General features: G+C 63.2%; 22 protein-coding genes. 10 read left to right on the top strand and 12 right to left on the bottom strand.

From position 1 onward, the window contains the following. Nucleotide 1: 1 nt before the first annotated feature. The 3 genes from JXQ94_RS15080 to JXQ94_RS15070 all read right to left on the bottom strand — a co-directional run bounded on the left by JXQ94_RS15080 (nucleotide 2) and on the right by JXQ94_RS15070 (nucleotide 3,258). Nucleotides 2-640: a histidine phosphatase family protein gene (locus JXQ94_RS15080; RefSeq protein WP_421924599.1), complete on the bottom strand. Its 639-nt coding sequence runs from the start codon at nucleotides 638-640 to the stop codon at nucleotides 2-4. A 69-nt stretch (nucleotides 641-709) separates the two neighbouring features. Then, the gene (locus JXQ94_RS15075; RefSeq protein WP_421924598.1) at nucleotides 710-1,843 is read right to left on the bottom strand and encodes a sensor histidine kinase; all 1,134 of its coding nucleotides are present in this window, start codon (nucleotides 1,841-1,843) and stop codon (nucleotides 710-712) included. Between the two features lie 182 nt (nucleotides 1,844-2,025). Then, nucleotides 2,026-3,258, bottom strand: a complete 1,233-nt coding sequence (locus JXQ94_RS15070; protein ID WP_421924597.1) for an argininosuccinate synthase — start codon at nucleotides 3,256-3,258, stop codon at nucleotides 2,026-2,028. Between the two features lie 136 nt (nucleotides 3,259-3,394). On the opposite strand from JXQ94_RS15070, the gene glsA reads away from it, so the two are divergent. Further along, on the top strand, nucleotides 3,395-4,660 hold the full coding sequence (glsA, locus tag JXQ94_RS15065) for a glutaminase A (RefSeq protein WP_421924596.1): 1,266 nt from the start codon (nucleotides 3,395-3,397) through the stop codon (nucleotides 4,658-4,660). Here the strand turns inward: glsA and JXQ94_RS15060 are convergent. Both JXQ94_RS15060 and JXQ94_RS15055 read right to left on the bottom strand, forming a co-directional pair. Next, the gene (locus JXQ94_RS15060) at nucleotides 4,657-5,376 is read right to left on the bottom strand and encodes an SdpI family protein (RefSeq protein WP_421924595.1); all 720 of its coding nucleotides are present in this window, start codon (nucleotides 5,374-5,376) and stop codon (nucleotides 4,657-4,659) included. The genes glsA and JXQ94_RS15060 overlap by 4 nt on opposite strands. A 2-nt stretch (nucleotides 5,377-5,378) precedes the next feature. Then, a complete protein-coding gene (locus tag JXQ94_RS15055; protein ID WP_421924594.1) occupies nucleotides 5,379-5,669 on the bottom strand; it encodes a metalloregulator ArsR/SmtB family transcription factor in 291 nt (96 codons plus the stop codon). 140 nt (nucleotides 5,670-5,809) lie between these two features. On the opposite strand from JXQ94_RS15055, the gene JXQ94_RS15050 reads away from it, so the two are divergent. Beyond that, complete coding sequence (locus JXQ94_RS15050) at nucleotides 5,810-6,436, top strand: LysE family translocator (protein WP_421924593.1); 627 nt, start codon at nucleotides 5,810-5,812, stop codon at nucleotides 6,434-6,436. Nucleotides 6,437-6,445: 9 nt separating this feature from the next. Continuing rightward, nucleotides 6,446-7,138: an orotidine-5'-phosphate decarboxylase gene (pyrF, locus tag JXQ94_RS15045; protein WP_421924592.1), complete on the top strand. Its 693-nt coding sequence runs from the start codon at nucleotides 6,446-6,448 to the stop codon at nucleotides 7,136-7,138. Nucleotides 7,139-7,153: 15 nt separating this feature from the next. Here the strand turns inward: pyrF and JXQ94_RS15040 are convergent, their stop codons facing one another. The 3 genes from JXQ94_RS15040 to JXQ94_RS15030 all read right to left on the bottom strand — a co-directional run bounded on the left by JXQ94_RS15040 (nucleotide 7,154) and on the right by JXQ94_RS15030 (nucleotide 8,427). After that, nucleotides 7,154-7,654, bottom strand: a complete 501-nt coding sequence (locus JXQ94_RS15040; RefSeq protein ID WP_421924591.1) for a hypothetical protein — start codon at nucleotides 7,652-7,654, stop codon at nucleotides 7,154-7,156. 97 nt (nucleotides 7,655-7,751) lie between these two features. Continuing rightward, nucleotides 7,752-8,189, bottom strand: coding sequence for a hypothetical protein (locus JXQ94_RS15035; RefSeq protein ID WP_421924590.1), 438 nt, complete (start codon nucleotides 8,187-8,189; stop codon nucleotides 7,752-7,754). Next, nucleotides 8,179-8,427 carry a DUF1674 domain-containing protein gene (locus JXQ94_RS15030; RefSeq protein WP_421924589.1) on the bottom strand — a complete coding sequence of 83 codons (249 nt, stop codon included), beginning with the start codon at nucleotides 8,425-8,427 and terminating at the stop codon, nucleotides 8,179-8,181. The genes JXQ94_RS15035 and JXQ94_RS15030 overlap by 11 nt, the downstream gene beginning before the upstream one ends. Before the next feature lie 53 nt (nucleotides 8,428-8,480). Here JXQ94_RS15030 and htpX point away from each other — a divergent pair, with 53 nt between their 5' ends. The 7 genes from htpX to JXQ94_RS14995 all read left to right on the top strand — a co-directional run bounded on the left by htpX (nucleotide 8,481) and on the right by JXQ94_RS14995 (nucleotide 17,774). Continuing rightward, nucleotides 8,481-9,377 (top strand): zinc metalloprotease HtpX, encoded by an 897-nt coding sequence (htpX, locus tag JXQ94_RS15025; protein WP_421924588.1) that lies wholly within the window; start codon nucleotides 8,481-8,483, stop codon nucleotides 9,375-9,377. A 53-nt stretch (nucleotides 9,378-9,430) separates the two neighbouring features. Further along, a complete protein-coding gene (locus JXQ94_RS15020) occupies nucleotides 9,431-10,732 on the top strand; it encodes an RsmB/NOP family class I SAM-dependent RNA methyltransferase (protein ID WP_421924587.1) in 1,302 nt (433 codons plus the stop codon). A 67-nt stretch (nucleotides 10,733-10,799) separates the two neighbouring features. Next, nucleotides 10,800-11,459 carry a ribulose-phosphate 3-epimerase gene (rpe, locus tag JXQ94_RS15015; RefSeq protein ID WP_421924586.1) on the top strand — a complete coding sequence of 220 codons (660 nt, stop codon included), beginning with the start codon at nucleotides 10,800-10,802 and terminating at the stop codon, nucleotides 11,457-11,459. A gap of 4 nt (nucleotides 11,460-11,463) precedes the next feature. Next, nucleotides 11,464-13,281 carry a heparinase II/III family protein gene (locus tag JXQ94_RS15010; protein WP_421924585.1) on the top strand — a complete coding sequence of 606 codons (1,818 nt, stop codon included), beginning with the start codon at nucleotides 11,464-11,466 and terminating at the stop codon, nucleotides 13,279-13,281. After that, nucleotides 13,278-15,179 carry an SDR family NAD(P)-dependent oxidoreductase gene (locus JXQ94_RS15005; protein ID WP_421924583.1) on the top strand — a complete coding sequence of 634 codons (1,902 nt, stop codon included), beginning with the start codon at nucleotides 13,278-13,280 and terminating at the stop codon, nucleotides 15,177-15,179. Before JXQ94_RS15010 ends, JXQ94_RS15005 begins: the two co-directional genes overlap by 4 nt. A 62-nt stretch (nucleotides 15,180-15,241) precedes the next feature. Beyond that, on the top strand, nucleotides 15,242-16,837 hold the full coding sequence (gene purH, locus JXQ94_RS15000; RefSeq protein WP_421924581.1) for a bifunctional phosphoribosylaminoimidazolecarboxamide formyltransferase/IMP cyclohydrolase: 1,596 nt from the start codon (nucleotides 15,242-15,244) through the stop codon (nucleotides 16,835-16,837). A 64-nt stretch (nucleotides 16,838-16,901) separates the two neighbouring features. Further along, nucleotides 16,902-17,774, top strand: coding sequence for a dienelactone hydrolase family protein (locus tag JXQ94_RS14995; protein ID WP_421924580.1), 873 nt, complete (start codon nucleotides 16,902-16,904; stop codon nucleotides 17,772-17,774). On the opposite strand, the gene JXQ94_RS14990 is transcribed toward JXQ94_RS14995, so the two are convergent. From JXQ94_RS14990 to JXQ94_RS14975, 4 genes are all read right to left on the bottom strand, one after another. Further along, complete coding sequence (locus tag JXQ94_RS14990; protein WP_421924579.1) at nucleotides 17,765-22,690, bottom strand: NAD-glutamate dehydrogenase; 4,926 nt, start codon at nucleotides 22,688-22,690, stop codon at nucleotides 17,765-17,767. The two genes, JXQ94_RS14995 and JXQ94_RS14990, sit on opposite strands and share 10 nt — an antisense overlap. Nucleotides 22,691-23,092: 402 nt before the next feature. Then, nucleotides 23,093-23,635: a cysteine hydrolase gene (locus JXQ94_RS14985; protein ID WP_421924578.1), complete on the bottom strand. Its 543-nt coding sequence runs from the start codon at nucleotides 23,633-23,635 to the stop codon at nucleotides 23,093-23,095. After that, nucleotides 23,632-24,234, bottom strand: coding sequence for a GNAT family N-acetyltransferase (locus JXQ94_RS14980; RefSeq protein WP_421924577.1), 603 nt, complete (start codon nucleotides 24,232-24,234; stop codon nucleotides 23,632-23,634). The genes JXQ94_RS14985 and JXQ94_RS14980 overlap by 4 nt, the downstream gene beginning before the upstream one ends. Beyond that, entirely contained in the window at nucleotides 24,231-24,785 is a 555-nt protein-coding gene (locus JXQ94_RS14975) for a hypothetical protein (protein ID WP_421924576.1), read from the bottom strand. The genes JXQ94_RS14980 and JXQ94_RS14975 overlap by 4 nt, the downstream gene beginning before the upstream one ends. Nucleotides 24,786-24,914: the final 129 nt, after the last annotated feature.

Raw genomic sequence — 24,914 nt, 5'->3', positions numbered from 1 at the left:
CTCAGTCAGCGAGCGAGAAGGCATCGGGCAGGACCGCCAGCGACCAATCCTCACCGGTCCGATAGAGCCAGAAGATGTCGCCATAGGCATCGTCGGGAAGCCGGCCCTCGCCATCGCAGCCGGCGGCCTGGGCTGCATCCGAGCCGGCAAAGGCCGACATCCAGAGACAGGAGGTGTTGGAATGCTCACCCACCAGGGTCCAGACGGCCTCGCCGGCAGCGACCTCGGCATAGGCATCGCCTCGGACACGTGTCACCGTCTCACCTTCGGTACATCCCACCGCATAACCGTCGACTGCCTGGTGAGCCACAACAGGTGCGCCTCCGGCGGCCGCTGTCAGCTGCGTTCGGCATGCCGCGCTCGAATAGGCCCGCTCGAAGGGCGTGTCCCCGACCAACCCCTCGAGGCGTTCGACCATACGCTCGCCATCAGCGCTCAGCGGACAATCCATCCCGTTGCAATCCGGCGATATCTTCAGGGCGTGGCGGACAACGAGGACATGCTGGTCTGCTGCCGCAATGTCGGCCCGAACCGCATCCGGAGCCAGGGCCAGCAATGCGGGGTGGGCGCTGCCCTCGACAACCGGGCTACAGGCTGACAGCCCCAACAGGACACTCGCGGCAAACAAGATCGACTTCATGATGAATTCCTCCCCGTCATCACTCTAACGTGAGGAAGCGGGAAGGCGAAGTGACGAGACGGTAAGGCGCTAATCGATCGCTTCGGGTTCATCCGGGACACGGATCCGGACGGTGATGGTCGTGCCTGCGCCGGGCGCCGACTGAATCTCGAGCTCACCGTCCATCAAGAGGGCCAGCCGGTGACAGATTGACAGGCCGAGGCCGGGATCGCCGCCCGCATCAGACCCCGCCGCGCCGGAAATCCGCGCGAGAAGCTCGCTGTCCATGCCAATCCCGGTATCGCGGACCTGGAACTGGACCCAGCGTTTCTCACGCTTGTCGGAAGGCTGCTCCACAACAAGCACAATCGAGCCGTTTGGCGTGAATTTGAGGGCGTTGGACATGAGATTGTTGAGAATCTGACGCACCCGCCCAGGGTCACCCAGAACAGGGGAATCCGCGCCCTCATGCACTTCCAGCACAAGTTCCAGCCCCTTTTTGCCCGCCAGCGGCTCGAATAGCCCCACGACAGTCTGGGCGATTTCGTCCGGCCGGAAGGCGACGCTGCGCAATTCCACCTTGTTGTTCTCGAGGCGCGCGAGATCGAGCACATCGGACACGCGCGCCAGCATGGCTTGCGCCGAACGCTCCACCGTCGAGAGCAGCTTTCGCTGCGAGGCGTCGAGCTCGGTGTTCGAGAGCAAGCTGGACAGGCCGAGAATACCATTCAGCGGTGTCCGCAATTCATGGCTGAGGCCCAGCATGAATTCAGAGCGAGACTGGCTCTGGGCGCGTTCGGTATTGGCCCGCGCCTTGAGCTCGGCCTCACGCTCGCTCCGGGAATCGATCTCACTCTCCAGCGCAGCCCGAGATGAGCGGAGCCCTCGAAGAATTTCGATCAAGCGGGCGAAAAACCAGATGAAGCCAACGGCCAACAGGAGCGTCACGACCGTGTCTGAGATCCAGCGCAATGGCCCTTGAATGAAGCCTGTAATCGCCGGCAACTGCCGGGTTTCGACGAAAAACGGCCCAAACAGCATGACGATGGCGGAGAGGGAGTGATACGCGGCCCAGACCAGCAAGCCGGCCGTCAGCACGGCAACCGGACGAATGGCGCCGGCCTCACGCAGCACGTCAGCATGGCGATACATATACATCACCGCCACGATCGGGACCGCGGCGAATGCAATATCCAGCAGCACTGTCAGCAGGATGGAGTTCATTTCCCCCTCATCCCCCGTGCGAGGCCCACAAGTCCTGCAACCTAGGCCTGATCTCTGAACACAAAATTAACCCTCGATGACGCTCCGGCGAAAACGGTCCACTTCACGCGGCGTTTAGTAAAGGTCCGCCCGGCAAAATAAATTTTTCATTCATCGGCCGGGCGCCTCGACTCGCGCCGTGATCAATCGTTCTGACCGAGTCGGCGTTTACGGTGGGCAAGGAGCTGGAGGCGGAGGGCGTTGAGGCGGATGAAGCCTTCAGCATCCGTCTGATCGTACACGACATCCTCTTCGAATGTGACGTGTTCGAGCGAATAGAGGGAGTGCTCGGATGCCCGGCCGACGACATTGACGGAACCCTTGTAGAGCTTCACCCGAACATCGCCCGTGACATGCTTTTGCGAGTGATCAATGGCCGCCTGAAGCATTTCGCGCTCGGGCGAGAACCAGAAACCCTCATAAAGGAGTTTGGCGTAGCGCGGCATCAGCTCGTCCTTGAGATGGGCCGCGCCGCGATCCAGGGTGATTTGCTCGATACCGCGATGGGCTGCCATGAGAATGGTGCCGCCCGGCGTTTCATAGATGCCGCGCGATTTCATGCCGACAAAACGGTTCTCGACAAGATCGAGCCGGCCAATCCCGTGCACGCGCCCCATCTCATTCAGCTTGGTGAGGAGTGTGGCCGGGCTCATCTCCATGCCGTTGAGGCTCACCGCATCGCCAGCCTTGAAGCCGATGGTGACGTATTCAGGCTGGTCCGGCGCATCCTCCGGCCGCTGCGTCCGCTGATAGACGATCTCGTCGGCTTCCTCGGCCGGGTCTTCCAGCAATTTGCCCTCCGAAGAGGTGTGCCAGAGATTGGCATCGACCGAGAAAGGGGCCTCGCCGCGCTTGTCCTTGGCGACGTGGATCCCATGCTCCTCGGCATAGCCAATCAGCTTGGTGCGAGAATTGAGGTCCCATTCACGCCAGGGGGCAATCACGCGCAGATCCGGGTCCAGCGCATAGACGCCGAGCTCAAAACGAACCTGGTCATTGCCCTTGCCGGTCGCGCCATGGGCCACGGCGTCGGCGCCGGTTGCATGGGCAATCTCGACAAGCCGCTTGGCGATCAGGGGCCGGGCAATCGATGTGCCCAGCAGGTAGAGGCCTTCATAGACCGCATTCGCCCGCACCATCGGATAGACATAGTCGCGGACGAATTCCTCGCGCAGATCCTCGATGAAGATCTCCGACACGCCCGCAGCTTCGGCTTTCTCGCGGGCCGGGTCCAATTCCTCGCCCTGGCCCAGATCAGCCGTGAAGGTCACGACTTCGGCGTCATAGGCATCCTGCAGCCATTTCAGGATGACCGACGTGTCGAGACCGCCGGAATAGGCAAGAACGACCTTTTTGACGGGCTTTTTCGACGACATGAGCAAATTCCTTCTCGATTTGCCCCTGCGCGTAGCGCTGCTCTTGCTCACAGGCAAGTGTTTCACGGCAGTTTCGGCATGATCATGACGCGTCTTGCCGGTGGACAGATGGACAATCCTGCCCATTCTGACTCCCATGACCGCATCCGGAAACGACCCATTCGCCCGATTTATCGCCCGGCCGGCCCGCTTTGAGCAGGACGCCGCCGATCGCGATTCGCGGCGTGAGTTGGCCCAGGCCGTCTGCCGCGCCGGCCGGGCAGCCGGGTGCGAGGATGGAGCAAGCCTGATCGACCATCTGGCATTGGCCGGCCTGGTCCCGGAAGAGCTGCCGCGCCTGGCGAGCCTTGCGGATCTCGCTGCAGGACCGCTGGACGCCGACAGCCTGGCGAGCGGATTGACGTCGGACGCGCTCAACCTGATTCACAATGCCCTGGACAACCGCCTCGCGATTGCCAGCTTCGGGCAGTTCTCCAGCCGCCTGGCCAATATTTTCGCCTATGCCCGGGACGCCGATGGCGGCCATCTCGCTGACTATATTCCAGAACTGGCAAAGCAGGACCCGGACGCCTTCGGCATGGCGGCCTGTACGATTGATGGCCAGCAGATGGCGATCGGTGATGCCCGGACCGCCTTCTGCCAACAATCCGTGATCAAACCGCTGATCTACGCTTTCGCGATGGCCCTCAACGGAGAGAACCAGGTGCATCGCCATGTCGGACGCGAACCATCGGGGCGCCGCTTCAACGAACTGGCTCTTGATGCAGACAACCGGCCGCACAATCCGATGATCAATTCCGGTGCCATCATGTGCGCCTCAATGATCCGGCCGCACTTGCCGGTGACAGAGAGGGCCGAACTCCTGAAACGCTTTGTCAGCTCGGCGACAGGTGGGGCCGGGGCCGAGATTGACCAGGCGGTTTATGAGAGTGAGCGCGCCACGGCGCATCGTAATCTCTCCCTCGTCAAACTGATGGATGAGCACGATGCCTTCCCCGAGGAATCGTCCCCCGGCGAAGCGCTAGACCTTTACTTCCGGGCCTGCGCGATCCGGATGGATTGCCGGCATCTGGCCGTGGTGGCCGGCACGCTGGCCAATGGCGGGGTCTGTCCGACCACCGGGCACCGGGTGATAGACAGCCAAATCGTGCGCAATACGCTCTCGCTCATGCTGACCTGCGGCATGTATGACTACTCCGGCGAATACGCCTTCACGGTCGGTCTGCCGGCCAAATCGGGCGTGTCCGGCGGCCTGATGATCGTGGTGCCTGGCGTGGGCGGCTTCAGCCTCTGGAGCCCGCGCCTCGATCGACAAGGCAATCCTGTTCGCGGAATTGAAGTCTCAAAACGCCTCGTCGAGGCCTTCCCCTTCCATATCTTCTCCGGGGTCACCCGCGCCTAATCGCTGGAGGCCTGAGGGTCGTCTGTCTCGATCTCATCCGGCATCGCTGTCTCGCGGGTCGGGTCATTGCGCCAAACCCAGTAGGAATAAGCCGTACCAATGACAGCCGGCGCCAGGCCGACAATCAGGGCCAGACCGAATTGAAGCTTTGCCGGCAGGAACCAGACGCCGGCGAGCAGGATCAGCCCGGCCAGAACCATCAGGCGACCGACCAAGCGGTGCGTTTTGTCCCAGGCCAGGTCCGAGGACAGCGTCCAGGGGGTCCGGATTCCGACAAACCAGTTCGGCCGCGCCTTGCCCAGGACATTGCCGAGCAGGATGAAGAGAATGCCAACGGCGGTCAGGCTCAGACCCGGCATGAACCGGGTCCCATCCGCGTCGACCCAGCCCAGGCCGAAAGCAAGCATCGCCGCCTCGAGCACAAGGAGAAGGGCCAGCGTTCCGGACCAGGCCGTATTCAGGACCACACGGGAGCGCGCCAGGTTGCGGCCACGCGGATCGATCGCAGGCAGTATGGCAAAGGCGAGACTGATCCCGATCATGATCGCAGGCAAAAGGAAGAAGGCTTCGAGGCGTCCGCCCCAGCGGTCAGGCTGGCCGTCAATGCCCCAATGGACCGGTATCCGGGTATCGGCATCTGTTCCGAGCCATCCCGCGGCCGCCATGGCCAAGGCTGGCAGGATGAAGACCATTGATCTGAGAAGTGCCGCTCGCATCCCTATTCCTCTTTCTGGCCCGGCTTTGCGCCATGCTGGTTGCCGACCAGTTCCATGAGCCAGCCCAGAGCCTCATCGGCAACGCTGGCATTGAGACGATAGACAATGGTGGTGCCATGCCGCTCGGCGATGATCAGGCCGGCCGCCTTGAGGCTGGCGAAATGGCCTGACATGGTTGGCTTTGACACCGGATACCGGGCCGCCAGCTCACCGGCCGACTGGGGTCCGTCCCGAAGGGCACGAAGCACGTCCCGCCGCACCGGGTGGGCCAAGGCCTTGAACACGTCACTCATCGGGTCGGAGTCTCATGTCCCATCAATAATTCGGCATGTGACTAATCACAAGTCACCGACTCTTGAACCCGGCGAGAATGGACAAAGCCGTCAGACGCGGCAATCTGCCGACAAACGCCCCCGTCCCTCACGAGTTCACCATGCTTGATCCTGCCCTTTTTCCGGTCTTTCTGGTCGGCGCGACAGCGCTCGCCCTGGCGCCCGGACCCGATATGGCCTTCACGCTCGCCACGGCTGCCTCACGGGGTCGCGTCGCCGGCCTCGCCGGCGCTGCCGGCATCGTCGCCGGAGGCGCAATCTGGACGGTGCTGGCCGCTGCAGGCCTCGCCGCACTCCTGGCCACCGTCGAGCATGCCCTGACGGTCGTCCGATACGCCGGCGCCTTCTATCTTCTCTACTTGGCGTGGAGAACGTTGCGTCACCTGGATGCTCCGCTGGATTCCAAGGGCGCCCGCAGCAGCTGGCGCGCTTTTCGTCGTGGCCTGGTGACCAACTTGCTCAACCCGAAGATCGGCCTCTTCTTCCTCGCCTTCCTGCCCCAGTTCACGAATGCCGAGCTGTCGCCTGTCTGGCTGCAAATGCTTGTGCTGGGCGGGATATTTTTCTCCATCGGCACGGGAGTCCTGATCATTGTCGCGCTGGCAGCCGGGCAGGCTCAGGCCTGGCTGGCCGGGTCGCGCACCGCACGGCGCGCGCTGAATGGCCTGTCAGCGACCGCGTTCGGTGGTCTGGGCCTACGCTTGATTCTGGTCGACGACGCGGTTTAGAAGCGCCCTATGTCACACGCTGATTCCCGCCTTATCGTCGCGCTCGACCTGCCGACGACCGACGCCGCATGGGCTCTGGTCGAGTCCATTGGCGATACCGCCAATTTCTACAAGATCGGGCTCCAGCTCTTTCCCATGGGCGGGATGGAGCTGTGCCGCAAGATCAAGGCGACAGGCAAGCAGGTCTTCCTCGACTTCAAGCTTCACGACATTCCTGCCACGGTAGAGAAGGCAACCCGGTCAATCACGACGGGAGGCGCCGATCTCCTGACCATCCACGCGGAACCGGCTGTCATGCGCGCCGCCGTTGCCGGTCGTGAAGGCTCAAATCTCAAGCTTCTCGGCGTGACCGTGATGACTTGCTATGACGACGCCATGCTGGCGGAGATGGGGTATGCCTATGGCGCGCGCGACCTGGTCTTGCGCCGGGTCGAACAATCGCTTGAAGCGGGCGTCGACGGGATCGTCGCCAGCGCGCATGAAGCGAAGGAAATCCGGGAACGATTCGGCGATGAGCTGCTGATTGTGACCCCTGGCATCCGACCAGCCGGCGCGGATGTCGGTGATCAGAAGCGGGTTGCGACGCCGGCCAGCGCCCTCGCAGACGGCGCCAGCCATCTTGTGGTCGGCCGACCGATCAATGCCGCGCCGGATCCCGAAGCGGCCGCAGCGGCCATCGTATCGGAAATCGCCAGCGTCTGATCCGACGACAAGGGTTTACGGACCGACCAGGCGCGTCCGCAAACCGGCCCGGGCCTCCATGCTCACCACCGGCCCGCTGGCGCGCTGGCCCGGAGTGAGCAGTGCAACGCGGCCGGATGCGTCAATTACGATCATGCCGCGATAGCCGTACTGGATTGTCGGTGCGCGGCCGACCCCGCCAACCAGGCCTCCCTGGAAGAAGTCATCGGACAATCGGACCGTGGCCGCTTCGGCGCGCGCCACGGGCATGGCCGCGGGAAATGGCGTGCGCGGCATCTCGCGCACAGCCATGCGGCGCGGCTCCGGCTGCGCAACCGTTCGCTCATCCCGCACTGTTGGCCGGGCGCCGGCCAGTTGTGGCGAGGCGTCTGCGGGCATTTCAGTAAAGCGACACGGCGGACCGGCATAATCACCCGCCAGAGCCTGCCGGATATCCTCGGGCGAGCAATCGCGCACTGGCGCCGATTGAGCCGTGGCGGCGGTCGAGCCGAGCGTCAGGCTCGTCAGGGCGATCATGAGACTGAGAATCCGGTGTTCCATTCCGGCACACTAGCAGCCCGTCACGGTCCCGCTAAGCCTCTGCACCGGTGAGGCGAAGCCGGAGCCCTCGGCTTCACGCGTCAGGCGCGTCCACACGAACCCCGTCAAGCCAGTCCGTCGCCGCGTCGCGTGTCTTGAATATGCGCACTGTCAGGGTCTCATTGCCCTGATAAAGGGCCTCCCAGACTGCGCCGAGCGCGTCAAAGAACGGCGATTCAACGACATTGGCGCCAAAGAGGCTGTGGCCGGGCGCATGATCCGCCTGCCAGTCCGAAAGGGCCGTCTTGATGGCGTCGATATCCGCGAACTTCATGTCATCGACATCGGCCTCCGCCTTGTAGACGACGAGACGGTTGAAATGGGGCTTCCAGTCAGGATGGGCAGCGACTTCGGCATAGGCGGCACGCACAGCGTCCAGCCCGATCTGACCACGCCAGACAAGCTCGAAGAATCCGCGGTCGGGATAAACGGAAATCTCGTAGGGAGGTCCGACCGGGGCGTCAGAAGTCACAGATAATGCCCTTCTTCTCCCAGTCTCCGAAACGGGTCGGCTCCGGCCCCTTTCGACCACCCAGCTCAGCAGGCGCATCAGCCGCTTCCGCCTGTTCCGCGGCTTCACGACGCGCCGCGGCTTCGGCCAAGGCCCGCTCCGCCGCCGGGCTGAGCGCTTTGGGGGCCGCCTTGGCGTTCGGCGTGGAAGAGGGGATGGGCGCGGTGTCGTTCCCGCCTTGCTGATCTTTCTCGCTCATCCCATCTAGATAAGCCGAGAGCCACAGCTCGCCAAGACAACCAGGCAAGACCAATGACAGCGAATACACTTCGAACCTTCCTCCTCCTCGCGGGCATGACCGCGCTCTTCATGGGGATTGGCTATCTGCTCGGAGGGGCTGCCGGTGCGATGCTGGCCTTGATCGTGGCCGCGGCGATGAATCTTTTCGCCTGGTGGAATTCGTCTGACATGGTTCTGCGCATGCATGGTGCCAGGGAAGTCGGGGCAGACGAGCGCCATCCCGCCCTGCGTCAATATGCCAGCGATGTGGAATTTCTGGCGCGACGCGCAGGCTTGCCCATTCCCCGCGTCTTCGTGATCGAGAGCGACCAGCCCAATGCCTTTGCAACCGGGCGCGACCCGGCCCATGCAGCCGTTGCCGCGACAACCGGGCTCCTGCAACGCCTTTCACGGTCCGAAATCCAGGGCGTGATGGCGCACGAACTGGCACATGTGAAGAACCGCGACACCCTGACCATGACAATCACCGCCACGCTGGCGGGTGCCATCGGCATGCTGGCCAATTTCGCCCTTTTCTTCGGCGGCAATAACCGCGCCGGATTGCTCGGCTCGCTGGCCATGATGATTTTTGCTCCGATGGCAGCGATGTTGGTCCAGAGCGCGATCAGCCGGGCCCGCGAATACGAGGCGGACCGGGTCGGTGCAGAGATCGCCGGCGACCCGATGGCGCTGGCCGGTGCCCTCGAGAAGATCGAGCGCTCAGCCCGGCAGACAATGAATGTCGGCGCGGAACGCAATCCGGCGACCGCTCACATGTTCATCATCAATCCGCTCAATGGTCAGCGAATGGACAATCTCTTCTCGACCCATCCGGACACTGCCAACCGGATCGACCGCCTGCGCCAGATGGCGGGCGCCAGCGCCGCGGTCCAGCCAGGACCCTGGTCACAGCGCGGTCCCTGGGGATGACGGCGCCGCAGCGAGTGATCGACGGGGCGCGGCCCGCGTGCTAGCTCCGCGCCATGAGTGACGGACTTGCCCCACGCCGCGCCGCGGCCCTTGCCTATCTTGCCGTGATGAAACAGCGCCGGACCCTTGAGGCTGCGCTGGAACACACGCCAGACTTCAACGCCATGAGCGATCGCGACCGCGCCTTCGCCCGCGCCATCACCGCCACCACTTTCCGGCGTCTCGGCCAGACGCGCACCGTGCTCAACAAGCTGCTTTCGCGGCCGCTGGACGAGACATCAAAGGGCGCAGAGGCCCTGCTGGTGACCGGCGCCACGCAGCTCCTGTGGATGGAAGGCGCACCGCATGCCGTCGTGTCCTCGACCGTCGACCTGGCCCAAGAGCGCCCCGACGCCCAACGCATGAAGGGCCTGATCAATGCGGTCCTGCGCCGTATGGACCGCGAAGGTGCCAGTCTCGTCAAGCAGACCCTGCCCCGCGACAATCTGCCGGAATGGCTGCGCGATAGCTGGCGGACGGCCTATGGCCCGGGAACGCTGAGCCGCATTGCCAACGCCATCATGACTCCGCCACCACTCGATCTGACCCTGCGCAACCAAGCCGAGACCGAGGCCTGGGCTGAAAAGCTGGAGGCGGAGATCCTGCCAAATGGCAGCTTGCGCCGAAACGTGGTCGGCGATGTCCGAGCCTTGCCCGGTTATGAGGAGGGCGCCTGGTGGGCCCAGGACGCTGCGGCAGCCATTCCCGCCACCTTGCTTGATCTTGGCCCCGGCAAGCTTGCCATCGATCTGTGCGCCGCACCCGGCGGGAAAACCCTGCAGCTGGCCGCCACCGGTGCCGATGTCACGGCGCTGGACCTGTCGGAAAAGCGGCTTCAGCGGGTGCGGGAGAATCTCGACAGAACGGGTCTGAATGCTCAGCTGGTAGCCGGTGATGCGCGCGAATTCATGCCGCCTCAGCGGGCGGACGCGGTTCTGCTGGATGCCCCTTGCACCGCCACCGGCACGCTGCGCCGCCACCCGGAAGCAGGCTGGATCAAGCAGGCCGAAGATACGCCGCGCATGGCCCGACTTCAGGACGAAATGATCAAGGCCGCCGCCGACATGCTGAAACCTGGCGGTCAGCTGGTCCTGTGCACCTGCTCGCTGCAGCCGGAAGAAGGCGAGGCCCTTGCCGGGCGGGTTGTGGGCCGCAACAGGCAGCTCAAGGAATCGCCCATCAGGGCCGAGGAATTGCCGGGCCTGGAAACCGCGCTGACGCCAGCGGGCTGGGTGCGCCTCACGCCGGCCCTCTGGGCCGAGCAGGGCGGTATGGACGGCTTCTTCATTGCCCGGTTCGTGAAACGCGCCGGATAAGACCAAAACCGGCCCCACCCGCCGCATGCGACTTGCGCGGGTCAGGCCCCACTGTTATCGGATCGATATGGGCGCTCCTGTAATCATTTCTCCGTCCATCCTCTCGGCGGATTTCGCCAAGCTGGGTGAAGAGGTTCGGGCTATCGACGTGGCCGGGGCCGACTGGATTCATATCGACGTGATGGACGGGCATTTCGTGCCCAATCTCACTATCGGGCCAGCTGTCATCAAAGCCCTGCGGCCGCACAGCAAAAAGCCGTTCGATGTGCACCTGATGATCACCCCGGTCGATCCGTTTATCCAGGACTTCGCCGATGCCGGGGCCGACATCATCACTGCCCATCCCGAGGCGGGACCCCATTTCCATCGCACGGTCCAGACGATCAAGGCGACCGGTGCGAAAGCCGGTGCGGCGCTGAACCCGTCCACGCCTGTCGAGGTGATTGATTACGTGCTCGAGGAGCTCGACCTTGTGCTTGTGATGAGCGTCAATCCGGGCTTCGGCGGCCAGAGCTTCATCACCAGTCAGCTCAAGAAGATCGAGGCTCTCAAGACGCGCATCGATCAGCGGGGCCTGGCAACAAAAATCGAGGTGGATGGCGGTGTCAATCCGCAGACCGCACGGGATTGTGTCAATGCCGGGGCCTCGGCGCTGGTCGCAGGCTCTGCCGTCTTCAAGGGCGGACCTGACGCCTATCGCGACAATATTTCAGCCCTGCGTAGCTGATCCCATGGCTCGCGCGGTGCGTCTGTCCGACTATGCCGGCGCGATGATCGCCTCAGCGCGGCGCGAGGCCTCCTCGACGCTTCAATCCATGGGCCTGTTCTCGAGTCTGCGCGATCTCGGCCCCTTGCCCTCGGAGACCGGGCCGTTACCGGAAGATTTCTACGCCCCCCGCCCGGATCGGGGTACCGAAATCCTGGCCGGTCGATTCCAGCTCGCCGGAGATCTGGTCTCGGTTGATCCTGAACACGACAATATCTGGCTAAAGCCCGCCCCGACCCGGGCATTTGCGCGACGCTTGCACGGTTTTGGTTGGTTGCGCGACGTCATTGCGGCTCCAACCCCGAAACAGGAAGACCCGGACGATTTCGGCCTCTCCGATGAGGATGAAGAGGCGGGTGCTGCCAACGCCCGGGCCCTGGTCGACAGCTGGATCCGCGCCTTTGGCCGCTGGAACAGTTTCGCCTGGAGCCATGGCGTGCTGTCGGCACGCCTGATCAATTGGCTGCGCGCGGGCGACACATTGTTTGAGACAGACGAGTCCGACAGGAAGGCGCGCAACGCCCGTTTGCGAAGCCTTTTGCGGCAAGCGCGCTATCTCCAGCGCACGATTCCGCTGGCTCATGACGGCGCTGTTCGACTGCGTTGCGCCATCGCGCTCAGCTTTGTCGGCCTGTGTGTCCCCAGGCAGGCCGGTCTCCAGAAATCCGGACTGGCGGCGCTGGAGAAAGAGGTCAAACGCCAGATTCTTCCGGATGGCGGACATGTCTCGCGCTCACCCCGAGCCGGCACCGAAGCCCTGATTGATCTCATCGTCCTGCGGGATGTCGCTGAAACCGCGGGCGTCGACATACCGCGGGAGATTGTGCGGGCCATCGACCGTCTTGCGCCGATGTCGCGATTCTTCCGCATGAGCGATGGCGGGCTGGCCAGTTTCCACGGTGGCGGCGAGTGCGATCATGGCGCCTTGAAGATGGCCCTCTCGCGAGATGAAACCGGCGCCAAACCCTTCGGTTTCGCGCCCCATTCCGGTTATCACCGGGCCGAGGCCGGCGGCGCCACAATCCTGCTCGATGTCGGCAAAGCGCCGCGTGGGACGCTGAGCACCAGCGCCCATGCCAGCGCACTGGCCTTTGAGCTGTGCACGACGGGCGGTCGGCTGGTTGTCAATTGCGGCTGGCATGATGACCAGCCGTCGAGTTGGCGCGAAGCGGTCCGGGCGACGGCGGCTCACTCCACGCTCACGCTCGAGGAAACCTCCTCTGCCCGCCTGTTCGCGCCCGGCTGGAAACGGGACCTGCTTGGCCCGCGCCTGACCTCGGCCCCCGGATCGGTCACGGCCCGCCGCAATGAAGAAGATATGGGCGTCTGGCTGGAAGGCATTCATGAAGGCTATCGCGCCGATTACGGCCTCTCTCATCGTCGCCGCGTTTTCCTGGCGGCAGATGGCGGGGATTTGCGGGGCGAGGACGCCCTGTTCCGGCCGGTTTCGGACGGACCGCCGGAGGATGTCGATGTTCGCTTTCGTTTCGCCATTCGCTTTCACCTCCACCCCGATGTCCGTGCCTCGCTATCGCGCGATAGTATGAGCGCCTTGCTGGTTCAGCCCGATGGCGATGGCTGGCGTTTCAGGACCGATGGCGGGCCGATCCGGCTGGAACGATCTGTCTATCTGGCTGCCGGTGCACCTCCACAACGCGCCACGCAGATAGTAGTACAAGGGGAAGCCGAGCCCTTCGGGGCCGGAGACAGGCCACCGAACCGTGTGCGCTGGGCGTTTCAGCGCCTGGGCCAGGTCGGGGGTACGCAGGGGGAAACCGGATGAGCCAGCCGCCGTCCAAGGCGCGGGGCGCGACATCAATTCGCAGCCAGATGTCCATGGTGACCGTCGCCCTGTTCGATCTTGCTGCCGGCGCTGTGTCGATGTGGGCAGCCGTCCTGTTGCGCTATCGATTCGAGCCGGGCCCTGCTCCCGACGAGGTGATGCTGCAATCCGTGGCCGTCTTCGCCCTCGCTTGCGCGATCATTTTTCCGATCGAAGGCCTTCATCGCGGACTTTGGCGCTATACCGCCCTCAATGATGCCGCCCGTATCGTGCGCGCTGTCGTCCTCGCCAATCTCGTCTTCCTGCCCATTCTCTTTCTGATCAACCGACTGGATGGCTTCCCGCGGACCTCCATCCTGCTGGAAATGCCGATCCTGCTCTTCATCCTGCTCGCCGCACGCCTGTCTGTGGCCGCCTTGCGAACACAGGGTTTGCGCGGCGCATTGCAGATCGAGGATCGCTCCAAACCCACCGCCATCCTCGTTGGAACCGACCTGGAGCTGGACGACGCCTTGCGTGATCTTGGTCGCCGCAATGGCTCGGCGCCTTTCCGGACCAAGGGCCTGATCGAGCCTGGCGCCAGCCTGACCGGCCACGCCATTCGCGGCATTCCGGTTCTCGGTGGTCTGGAAGCCCTGCCAGCAGCCCTCAAACGCCTGTCGGAAGTCGAGAAGGATCCGCCACGCGTCGTGCTGGCCGGGGCCCATCCCGATTCCGATACGGTCAATCAGCTCATCCGCATCGCCTCTCACACCGGGGCAAAACTGTCGCGGGCTCGCCCGAGCGATGGGCGTGAGGCCTTCTCGCCGGTTGAAGCGGCTGACCTGCTCAATCGACCACCTCGCGCACCCAATCTGTCGCCGGCCCGACCCCTTATCGAGGGGCGTCGCGTTCTGATCACGGGCGCGGGAGGTACCATCGGGTCACAGCTCGCCCGCCTGGCGGCCACTCTCGGGCCGGAAAAACTGATCCTGTTCGACGCCTCTGAGGCCAATCTCTACGAGATCGATCTGGAGTTTGCGCAACGCCATTCGGGTATAGCCTGGCGCGCTGTGCTGGGCGATGTCCGCGACCGCGACAGACTCGACCAGGTCTTCCGGGAAGAGAAGCCGGACGTGGTTCTGCATGCGGCCGCCCTCAAACATGTGCCGATGAGTGAGCGCAATCCCGGCGAGGCGGCGCGCACCAATATCATCGGCACGGTCAACACGATCGAGATGTCACAGACCCACGGTGCCAGCGTCGTCGCCCTCATCTCCACCGACAAGGCGGTCAATCCCGGCAATGTCATGGGCGCCACAAAGCGGGCAGCGGAACTCTACGCCCGGGCCGCGGCGCCGAAGTCGGAGGCGACTCGCGTTTGCGTGGTCCGTTTCGGCAATGTGCTTGGGTCGACGGGGTCCGTCGTACCGCTCTTCGAACGCCAGATTGAAGCCGGCGAGGCCGTGACCGTCACCGACCCGGAGGCGACCCGCTATTTCATGACCGTCGAGGAAGCCTCTGGCCTGGTCCTTGATGCAGCCGCCCAGACCGCCGCCGATCCGGCGCTCAATGGCGCCCTTTATGTGCTCGACATGGGACGCCCGGTCCTGATCATGCGCCTGGCCCGCCAGCTGCTGCGCTTGCGGGGCCGCGACCCGGACGCACCGGGTGCGATCCGCGTTGTCGGCCTTCGACCGGGCGAAAAGCGCCATGAGAGCCTAGTCTATGATTTTGAGAGCACGATCGAAACCTCGATCGACGGGGTCTGGGCCGTGACCGGGCCGGAGCTTGATGCCGAGGCGGTCAAGGCTGGCCTCGATGTCATCGTGACAGCTGCCGGCAGTGGCGATGCGCCCGGCGCGTCGGCGGCGCTGGAAGCGCTGTGCAAACTGCGCCCCTCGCCCCGGGAAGATTGACTTGACGGCCCGCCGTGTTACCTCGCCGCGAACCACCGGCATGAAGCAATGGAGACCATTCCATGTCCGACCATGACCACGCCCCCATTCGCCGCGCCCTGATCTCTGTCTCCGACAAGTCGGGCCTTGTTGAACGCGGGCGCCAGCTCGCCGATGCCGGCGTCGAGATCCTCTCAACTGGCGGCACGCTGCGCGCCCTCAAGGATGCCGGCATCCCGGCCAGGGACGTGTCCGAGGTCACGGAATTTCCGGAAATGATGGATGGCCGCCTCAAGACGCTGCACCCGCGGGTGCATGGTGGTCTGCTGGGACGACGCGACAATGGTGATGATCGCGCGGCAATGGGCGAGCACGGAATCCCGCATATCGACCTGCTCTACGTCAATCTCTACCCGTTCGAGGAGACTGTCGCCAAAGGCGCTGAGTATGCCGATTGCGTCGAGAATATCGACATCGGTGGCCCGGCCATGATCCGCGCCGCAGCCAAGAACCATGCCTGGGTGAATGTCTGCTGCGATGGCGAAGATGTTGACCGTGTCCTGGCCGAGATGAGTGACCATGACGGTCATTCCAGCCTCGATCTGCGCAAGGCGCTCGCGGCCAAGGCCTATGCCCGTACCGCCGCGTATGACGCCGCCATATCAAGCTGGTTCGCGGATGCCCTCGACGATCCGGCCCCGGCCTATCGGGCCTTTGGCGGCGCGCTGACGCAGGCCCTGCGATATGGCGAGAATCCGCACCAGAATGCGGCTTTCTACGCCAGCGCCGAAAACCGGCCGGGCATCGCTACCGCGCGCCAGATTCAGGGCAAAGCTCTGAGTTATAACAATCTGGCGGACGCGGATGCCGCATTCGAGTTGGCCGGAGAATTCGCGCCTGACGACAAGGCCGCCGTCATCATCGTCAAGCACGCCAATCCCTGCGGCGTTGCCCTGCATGACGATCTGGCCGTCGCGTATGAGAAAGCTTTCGCCGCCGACCCGATCTCCGCTTTCGGCGGTATCGTCGCGATGAACCGCAAGCTCGATGCCGACACAGCCGGCGAGTTGGTGAAGATTTTTACCGAAGTCGTGATCGCGCCGGACGCCGATGAAGGCGCGCTGGCGGTTCTCTCCGCAAAGTCCAATTTGCGCGTCCTGCTGACGGGCGGCATGCCGGATACGACCCAGGGCGGATGGCTGACAAAGACGGTCGCCGGTGGCCTCCTGGTGCAGGAGCGCGATATCGGCATGATCGGCGCGGACGCGCTCAAGGTCGTGACCGAGCGCGCGCCCACCGAGGCCGAACTCGCCGATCTCCTGTTTGGCTGGAAAGTCGTCAAGCATGTGAAATCGAACGCCATAGTCTATGCCCGCAATGGTTCGACCGCCGGGATCGGCATGGGCCAGACCAGCCGCCTCGAAGCGGCTCGCCTGGCGGTTCGCAAGGCCGAGGCGACCGCTGCCGAAAATGGTTGGGACGAGCCGAGGACCCAAGGGTCAGTCTGCGCGTCGGATGCCTTCTTCCCCTTCGCCGACGGCCTGCACGCAGCCGTGGAGGCGGGCGCCACGGCTGTCATCCAGCCGGGGGGATCAATCCGTGACGAAGAGGTGATTGCTGCCGCCAACGAAGCTGGCGTGGCAATGGTCTTCACCGGAATGCGTCACTTCCGCCACTAGCGCGCCCTGCATGTGAATCGACTAAACATTGCGCCATCAGGCGCAATGGGCTCACCTTGCCGGCATGACACTGTCCCGCTTGATCCGACCTCTCATCATCGCACTCCTTATCCTCATGTCGGGGCTGGGGGCCTGTGCGACCGGTAATTTCACCGGCTGGAGTGTGCCCGAGCGCACCTTGGCTGAGCAGACCGCCCTCCTGCGCGAGCATGTCGAGATCCGGCTGCCTGAAACGGCGAATGGCCCGGTTCCAGCGGCAATCCTGCTGCACGGGTGCGGCGGTCAACGCGATGTTCAGGCGGATTATGCAACCGCGCTTCTGACGGCCGGCTATGGCGTTGTCCTGGTCGATTCCAACAGTGCGCGCGGGATAGGGCGTTTTGGCGCCATGACCCAGATCTGCACCGCTCAGCGCCTGTGGGGGCAGGAACGCGCTGCCGACATCCCCGCGGCGATCGCAATCGCGTCGGAATCGCCCGGCATCGATGCTGATCGCCTGGCCCTGATTGGGTGGAGCCATGGCGGCTGGACAGTTTTGGAAGCGCTCGATTTCGCCGATGAGGGTCGCAGCTCACCGGCCCTTTCCCCGCAGCCCTCCACGCCCTTGCCGGGGGTCAGAACCGCGATCGCGATCTATCCCTATTGTGGTTTTCCAGTCCGGGCAGACGGGCGCGGATTTGCCACCGATATTTCGCTGCACGCCCTGCTGGGTGGCCGTGATGTGGTGGCACCCGCGCGCGATTGCGAGCGTCTGTTTGCCCGCGCCGCCGAGGCGGGTCGCCCTGTCAATCATGAGCTCTGGTCCGGCGTGACCCATGCTTTCGACGAGCCCAATGGGCCGCCCGATCCGCGGATGGAATATGATGCTGACGCGGCTCAGAGAGCCCGCGCCAGCATCATTTCATGGCTGGATGAGGCGTTTGCCGATCAGGGCTGAACGACGGCGGCCATCTCGCCGAGCTGGGTTGAGGCAATGGCCAGCTTGGACAGGGTCCAGCTGCCCGATTCATCGAGCTGCCGCTGAACCGAGTCGACCCGTCCCGCCTCTTCCTCATTGATGGTGTTCCAGGCTTCCACCAGCGCATCGGCCCATTCTCGGGTCGGCTCCTCGACGCCGGAGGCCAGAGATCCGCCCGCCTGGACAGCGAACTGCATCGCAGACGCGGTGAAGGCCTGCTGGCTGGCGTAGAAGTCTTCCATGAGGCGGCGCACAGCCAGACGGTCCCAGTGCAGCTCGGAGGAAACCTCCTGGCCTAGGCCTCGCAGGCGGTCGAACTTAAAGCGCGCGCCGACAGCGTGGTAGATATAGGCGGTCGAAGCCAGGGGCCAGTCCGACCCCATAGCCATGTCAATCACGTCCGTCGACGAGGTGAGCGGACGCAGCTCGGCAACGGCCAGGGCGATGTCTTCGGGGGCACCGGCTTCGATAAAGCGCTTCTGGCGCGCCTTCACACCCCGGCGTTCATGGGTGGAGATGATTTCATGGACCATACCGCGCAAGCGCTGCACGCCTGGCTGATAGGCCTCGATCACATCCGTGATGGAATCCGGGATTGACGAGTTCTGGTTCCGGCTGCGCCGGACCAGCCAATAGGTCTGACGACGCAGGAGGCGGATGATCTCCTCGTGCAGCTGGACCTGGACCTCCGCTGGAGCCTTGTTGTCGAGCGCATTGATCGCCTCGGTGATCTCGGCAAAACCGAAGATCTGGCGACCGGCCTCAAAGGCCCGGGTGATGGCGGGCACAGCCGCAGTGGTGGAGTCGATCGCCCGGTGAATGAAGGTCGGGCCGCCCAGATTGATCATCTCATTGGCCAAGACGGTCGAGACAATCTCGCGGCGCAGGCGATGGCCCTCCATCGCTTCGCTCAGATCATGCAGGCCCTTCGGGAAATAGCCCACCAGCATGGAATTGAAGTGCGGGTCATCCGGCACATCCGACGCAACCAGCTGATCAAAAAGCGTGATCTTGGCGTAGGAGTTCAGCACGGCGAGCTCCGGTCGGGTGAGACCCTGTTCCCGCGCCTTCAGACCGCGAACCTGCTCGACAGAGGGCAGGCCCTCGACTTCCCGATCCAGCTGACCCAATTCCTCCAGACGCGCCATGAAACGCTCATGGGCATCAAGGTCGGCGGCCGCCGTATGCTCGGCCAGCGAAATGGCCAGGGACTGATCATAATTGTGACGCAGGACATGGGTCGCGACATCATCCGTCATCGACTCAAGAAGCCGGTCGCGCGCCTCGCGGGTCATGTCGCCATTGCGGACCAGCGGACGCAGGAGGATCTTGATATTGACCTCATGGTCGGAGCTGTCCACACCGGCGGAATTATCAATGAAGTCGGCATTGGCCCGACCACCATGGCGGCCAAATTCGATACGGGCCGCCTGGGTGAAGCCCAGATTGGCACCTTCACCAATAACCCTGGCCCGCACCTCATTGGCATTCACGCGCAAGCCGTCATTGGTCTTGTCGCCAACCTCCCAATGCTGCTCGGTGGTGGCCTTCACATAGGTGCCGATTCCGCCGAACCACATCAACTCGACATCAGACTTCAGCAGGGCATTGATGAGCTCGATCGGGCTGGCATTATTGGTGGTCAGGCCTGTGATGGCCTTGATCTCGTCGCTCAGCGGAATCGATTTGGCCGATCGGGCGAAAACACCGCCACCTTTTGAGATCAACGACTTGTCATAGTCCTGCCAGGATGTTCGCGGCAGGTCGAACAGGCGTTTGCGCTCATTCCACATCGTCTCCGGATCACCCGGATCGGGATCGATGAAAATATCGCGATGATCAAAGGCCGCCACCAGGCGGATCTGCTTCGACAACAACATGCCATTGCCAAAGACATCGCCGGACATGTCGCCAACACCGATCACCGAGAAGGGTTCGGCCTGGATATCCTTGCCCATCTCACGGAAATGACGCTTCACCGACTCCCAGGCTCCGCGCGCCGTGATGCCCATTTTCTTGTGGTCATAGCCGGCCGATCCGCCTGACGCGAAGGCGTCGCCAAGCCAGAAGTCGAACTCGTCCGTTGCAAGCCCGTTGGCTGTATCGGAGAAGGTTGCTGTTCCCTTGTCAGCGGCAACGACGAGATAGGGGTCATCATCATCCCAGCACGCCGTGCCTTCCGGATGAATGACACCATCGTCGACAATATTGTCGGTCAGGTCGAGCAGGCCGCGGATAAAGGTCTTGTAGGCTTCACGCCCGGCCTCGAAAATCTCTTCCCGCGAGCCGTGACGGGGCAGGGATTTGGGGTAGAACCCACCCTTCGATCCAACCGGCACAATGACCGCATTCTTGACCTGCTGCGCCTTGACCAGGCCAAGCACTTCCGTGCGGAAATCATCTCGACGGTCCGACCAACGCAGGCCGCCGCGGGCGACCGGTCCGAAGCGAAGGTGAACCCCCTCGACATCAGGCGACCAGACGAAGATTTCACGATAGGGCTTCGGCAGCGGCAATTCTTCCAGCAACTCGCTGGCAATCTTGATCGCGATCCGCGATTTTGGCTCGCCGTCCTCGCCCCGCTGATAGAAGTTCGTCCGCAAAGTGGCTTCGACCAGATGGAAAATGCGGCGCAGCGCCCGGTCATGATCTAGGCTGGCAACATCATCGAGTTGCTTGCGCAGGGACTCCGAGACATCCCACACCGCATCCGACCGGACTTTCTGATCATCGGTGAAATCGGGGTCGAATTTGACCCGCGCCAATTCCAGCAATCCGCGCGCAATACCGGGATAGGCCGCGAGCGCCTCTTCCTGGATTGCCTGTGACGGGTCGAGACCGGTCTGCTGGCGATAGCGGGCACAGGTTCGCAGGAAGGCCGCTTCACGCCAAGTCACACCAATCTCGACGATCAGGCGGTTAAAGCCGTCATCTTCCGCCCGACCGTCAGCAACAGCCATAAGAGCGTCTTCGAGGCTGGGCGCCAGCTCGGCGAGATCACGGCCCTTCAGCGCGTCCGATTTCATCTCGAAATCATGGACATGGGCGCGATCAAACGCATCTCCGTCGGCACCGCGGCGATCAACCGGAAATCCGGTTTCCTGAACCACATAGAGGCCGAGATTTTCCAGAACCGGCATGACGCGCGACAAGGAAACAGGACGCCCGACGCGATAGATTTTCAGGCGCAGATCGGTCTCGTTGTCGTCGGCCTCGCGATAGACACGCACAGCGACTTTTCCGGGGCCTTCCAACGATTCCAGCTTGAGAACATCGGCGAGCGCCTCTTCCGGGTCGTAGAGTTCGCGATACCCGGCCTTGAAGGCGTCCTGATAGGCCCCCATTCGCATCCGGATGGCTTCCGGCGCATTGCGACGAACATGGGTTTCCAGATCGTCTTCCCAGGTGCGGGCGAGACGACCGACCTTGCGCTCGAGCTCGCCGGTATCCGGCTCCGGGTGATCAAACGGGTTGAGCCCGATGATGTAGTGAACGCGCGCCAGTGAGCTGTCGCCGAACTGCGGGTAGAACGCTGACAGTCGGCCGCCAAACGCTTCGCGTATCAATTCGCCCGCCTGCTCGCGGACCTTCGAATTATAGCGGTCGCGCGGAACGAAAAGGAGCGCGGAGACAAAGCGGTCGAACTGATCGCGGCGAATGAACAGCTTGGTTCGCGGGCGATCATGCAGGTGCAGAATGCCGAGCGAAATCTCCAGCAGATCATTCTCATCCATCTGGAAGAGCTCATCGCGCGGGAAGTTCTCGACGGTATTGCGCAATTTCTTGGCCGAGTGCGTACCCGGTGTCTTGCCGGCGCGCTCCAGGACACGGCGCACCTTGCGCCGGATCAGCGGTACAGCGCTCGCGCTCTGGTCATAAGCTTCGGCCGTGAACAGGCCGACAAAGCGCGCCTCTCCGATAACGGCCCCGTCTTCGCGATACCGTTTGACGCCGATATAATCCATGTAGACGCGGCGATGGACGTGCGACTTCATGTTTGCCTTGGCCACGATAAGCGGGGTGGGTTCACGCAGGAAGGTTTCGATGGCCGGTGTCAGAACGGCTGGCTCGGAGCCCTTGCGGAGCACATGGCGATCCGGGTCGCGCAGCACACCACGGCCGGATTCCGGCCGCACGCGCGGATGGCGTTGAGCCATCGAGCCGTCTTCATCCACCTCGAAATCATAGACGCGGCAACCGAGGAAGGCGAAGTGGTCGTCGCGCAGCCAGCGCAGGAATTCCATCGCCTCCGCCAGTTCATCCGGTGATGCGTGGGTCCGTGCGCCCGACAGATGCGCTATGGCATCATCCATCTGGGCCCGCATGTCGGTCCAGTCCTCGACCGCGACACGGACATCATCCAGGGTCGCGGTGACGCCTTCGATCAACGTTCGGCGGGACAATTCGTCCAGTGGTGGCAGATGAACCTGGATCATCGACTCGGCGAGACATCGCCCGCCTTCCGACACGCGCGCACCGGCATTGTCCCTGCGAACCTGGACAATCGGGTGGAACATGGCCGTGATGTCGTGGCCTTGCGCCCCAACTTCGCCCATCACCGAGTCGACGATGAATGGCCGGTCCCGACCGATGATCTCCAGGACGTCACGGGGCAGGTCGGTGCCATCCGCGTGTGTCGCGGTTCGCATGCGCACGAGGATATCATCGCCCGGGCGCGTCTCCCCGAACTGCCAGAAATCGAGACTGAGCGCGGCAAGGTCTGACGGACCGACCCGTTCGAGGTCCTCCGCAAGCGCATCATCATAGATCTGTGAGAAGAAAGAGTTCCCGGTCTCACCGCATTCGGCGCCGAAAAGCTCGAGCCAGCGCTCCCGCGCCGCCTCCATGAAATCTGCACGACTGTAAGCGTGCGCGACTCCGACGACCGCCCCCATGGTGGCGCTCCCTGGACTGTTGTGTTTATGGACCGACCCTAGTCCTGTTTGAGAAGCACGCAACCCGCCTACGCCGTTGAAAACGCAAACGTGCCATTCTTTTTCTCAAGAGTGCAAAAGGTAGCGATAACGGCGCCGCCGAGTAGGGACAGGGGAACCCGGCGGCGCCTGGCAGACCTCATAGGCAGGCTGGGGGGACGCACTTTGAGGCCTGATCTTCGCGAGCGGGTCCGGAATGGCGGACTGGGGGAAGGCCGCACCGACCGGTTTCCCGCTACAGACAAACATGTAGAATGCCCGCCCCGGATTTAAAGCCCGGGACGGGCAAAATTCTCATGAATTCGTGCGGGATGCGGCAATATCACCCAGTTGTGAACCGTGCTCGGTACTCGGTAACCGCAGTCAGGCTGTCGGCGCGTCGACTGACCAGTCCTGTGTGAGATGTTCCCAACTCATCATTGGCGCCATGCGGGCCACAAGGTCAAAAGCCATGGCGCGGGTCTCGGCGACATCGCGCGGCTCTACCGCCAATGCACCCACCGCTTCAGGCACGACGGTCAATGCCTTGTCCCGATTGGCGTCATCGAAAACGGTCGCCAGAATGGAGAAAGGCGCGGAGAAACCCACAAGCAGCGCACTCGATCCGGCACTGCGCGCGAGAACCTGATGGAAGAACGGATCCGAGAACGCCGACAAGCCGCGACGTTTGAACACCGCTTCCTGGGCCGTCGGTCGCAAGCCGTCAATCGGCGCGCGGCCGGCAACAGAGCCTTCACCCTGGAACTGGCAATGACAGACCCGCCAGCCTGATTGCCGCGCGTGGCGCAGCAGCTCGCGGATACGATCGATCACGGCCTGATTGACCGGGTCAATCTTCCCATTGCTTCCGGTCACCTGATCGCGCTGGCAGTCCAGCAGGATCAGGCAGGGGTCAGCGAAGCTCATGCGGCCTCCTCCGGCTTGCGCTCGTCCTGATCCTCTTGCATCCGCGCAAGCGAAAGGTCAAACGGGCCGGGGCGATCCCATTCGCCATCCGGACGAATGACGACCATTGGATCGGTATCCATTGTGATGGCGTTGGCTGGCGGAACAAGATCGCGCTCGATCTCGACATATTTATAGTCAGAGAAGCCGAATTCGGGCCGGTCCGATCGAATTCGGAAGCCATGCGTGCGCCAGTATTTGACGCGATTGAGTTGGGCGTGGCCGAGCATTTTCTTGTAGCCGCGGCGCGCAGAATAGCGCTGGGCCTCCTGCATCAGGACCCGCATGACACCGAAACGCCGGTACTGGCGCAGGACGGCCGCCCGCTCGACCTTGGCGAAATCAGCGAAGAAACGCAGGCGCAGGACGCCGACCGGCTCCTTGCCCCGCCAGGCTATCAGGTGGCCGGCGCCAACAAAGTCATTGCCGTCATACTCTTCGGCATAGGGGGCAAACTGCTCGCCGAGATAGATGACCCCGCGCAAGGTCATCGCCATGACCACCTGGTCAAGCGATCGCGCGACTGTCACTTCCAGACTATCGGGTATCGCGTTTTTCATGAGGAACCCTCCCATTTGCCGAGAACGGTCCGCTTGAGCAGCATATCGCCGAGCTTCCTCGGGAAGCCGGTGCTGCAGTAGAGCGGGCTTTCGCCGTCCGGATAGGCGCAAACCTCGAAATTGAGCCGCCGCATCAGCGCTTTACCTTCAGTCGTCCGGGCCCTGGCATAGACACGGACATCGCCATAAAAGCCACGCCACCCAACGAGCAGGGCCCGCAAGGCGGCGGCCTGGGCATGCGGCGTTCGCCCGGCCAGACCCCAGGACAGCAGGGCTGAGGCCCTTTCTTCCAGCCCACACACCCACTCACGGCGCGCATTGGAAAAACCGAACTCGCCTTGCAGGAGTGCAGTTACGCCGGAATCGCTAAGCGGGATTGAGGCAACGAAACCGTCAGGGCGGCCATTCCATCGGCGCATGTGAAGGGAACGGCGGGTCCATTCCTGGACCCGGCCTATGGCTGTCGCACTCGCAATCTCGCCATCGATCAGATCGTTGGCCAGCGCGTGAAACTCATCAATCTCAGACAGCTGAACAGGCTTGAAATCCAAGGAACCAAAGGCCTGGTCAAGCCGTTCGAGCGGGAACTCGAACCCTGTCTTTGTGGAGCTGAAACGCAGCCCATCACTCACCATTCCGCGCACTCCGCCATGTAGTTAATTCTTCGTTAACACCGGCGC

This window comes from Maricaulis maris (assembly GCF_049116555.1).
Taxonomy (GTDB): Bacteria; Pseudomonadota; Alphaproteobacteria; order Caulobacterales; family Maricaulaceae; genus Maricaulis; species Maricaulis maris_C.
The sequence above is the reverse complement of the archived record's forward strand: the minus strand, read 5'-3'. Positions and strand labels throughout refer to the sequence as shown.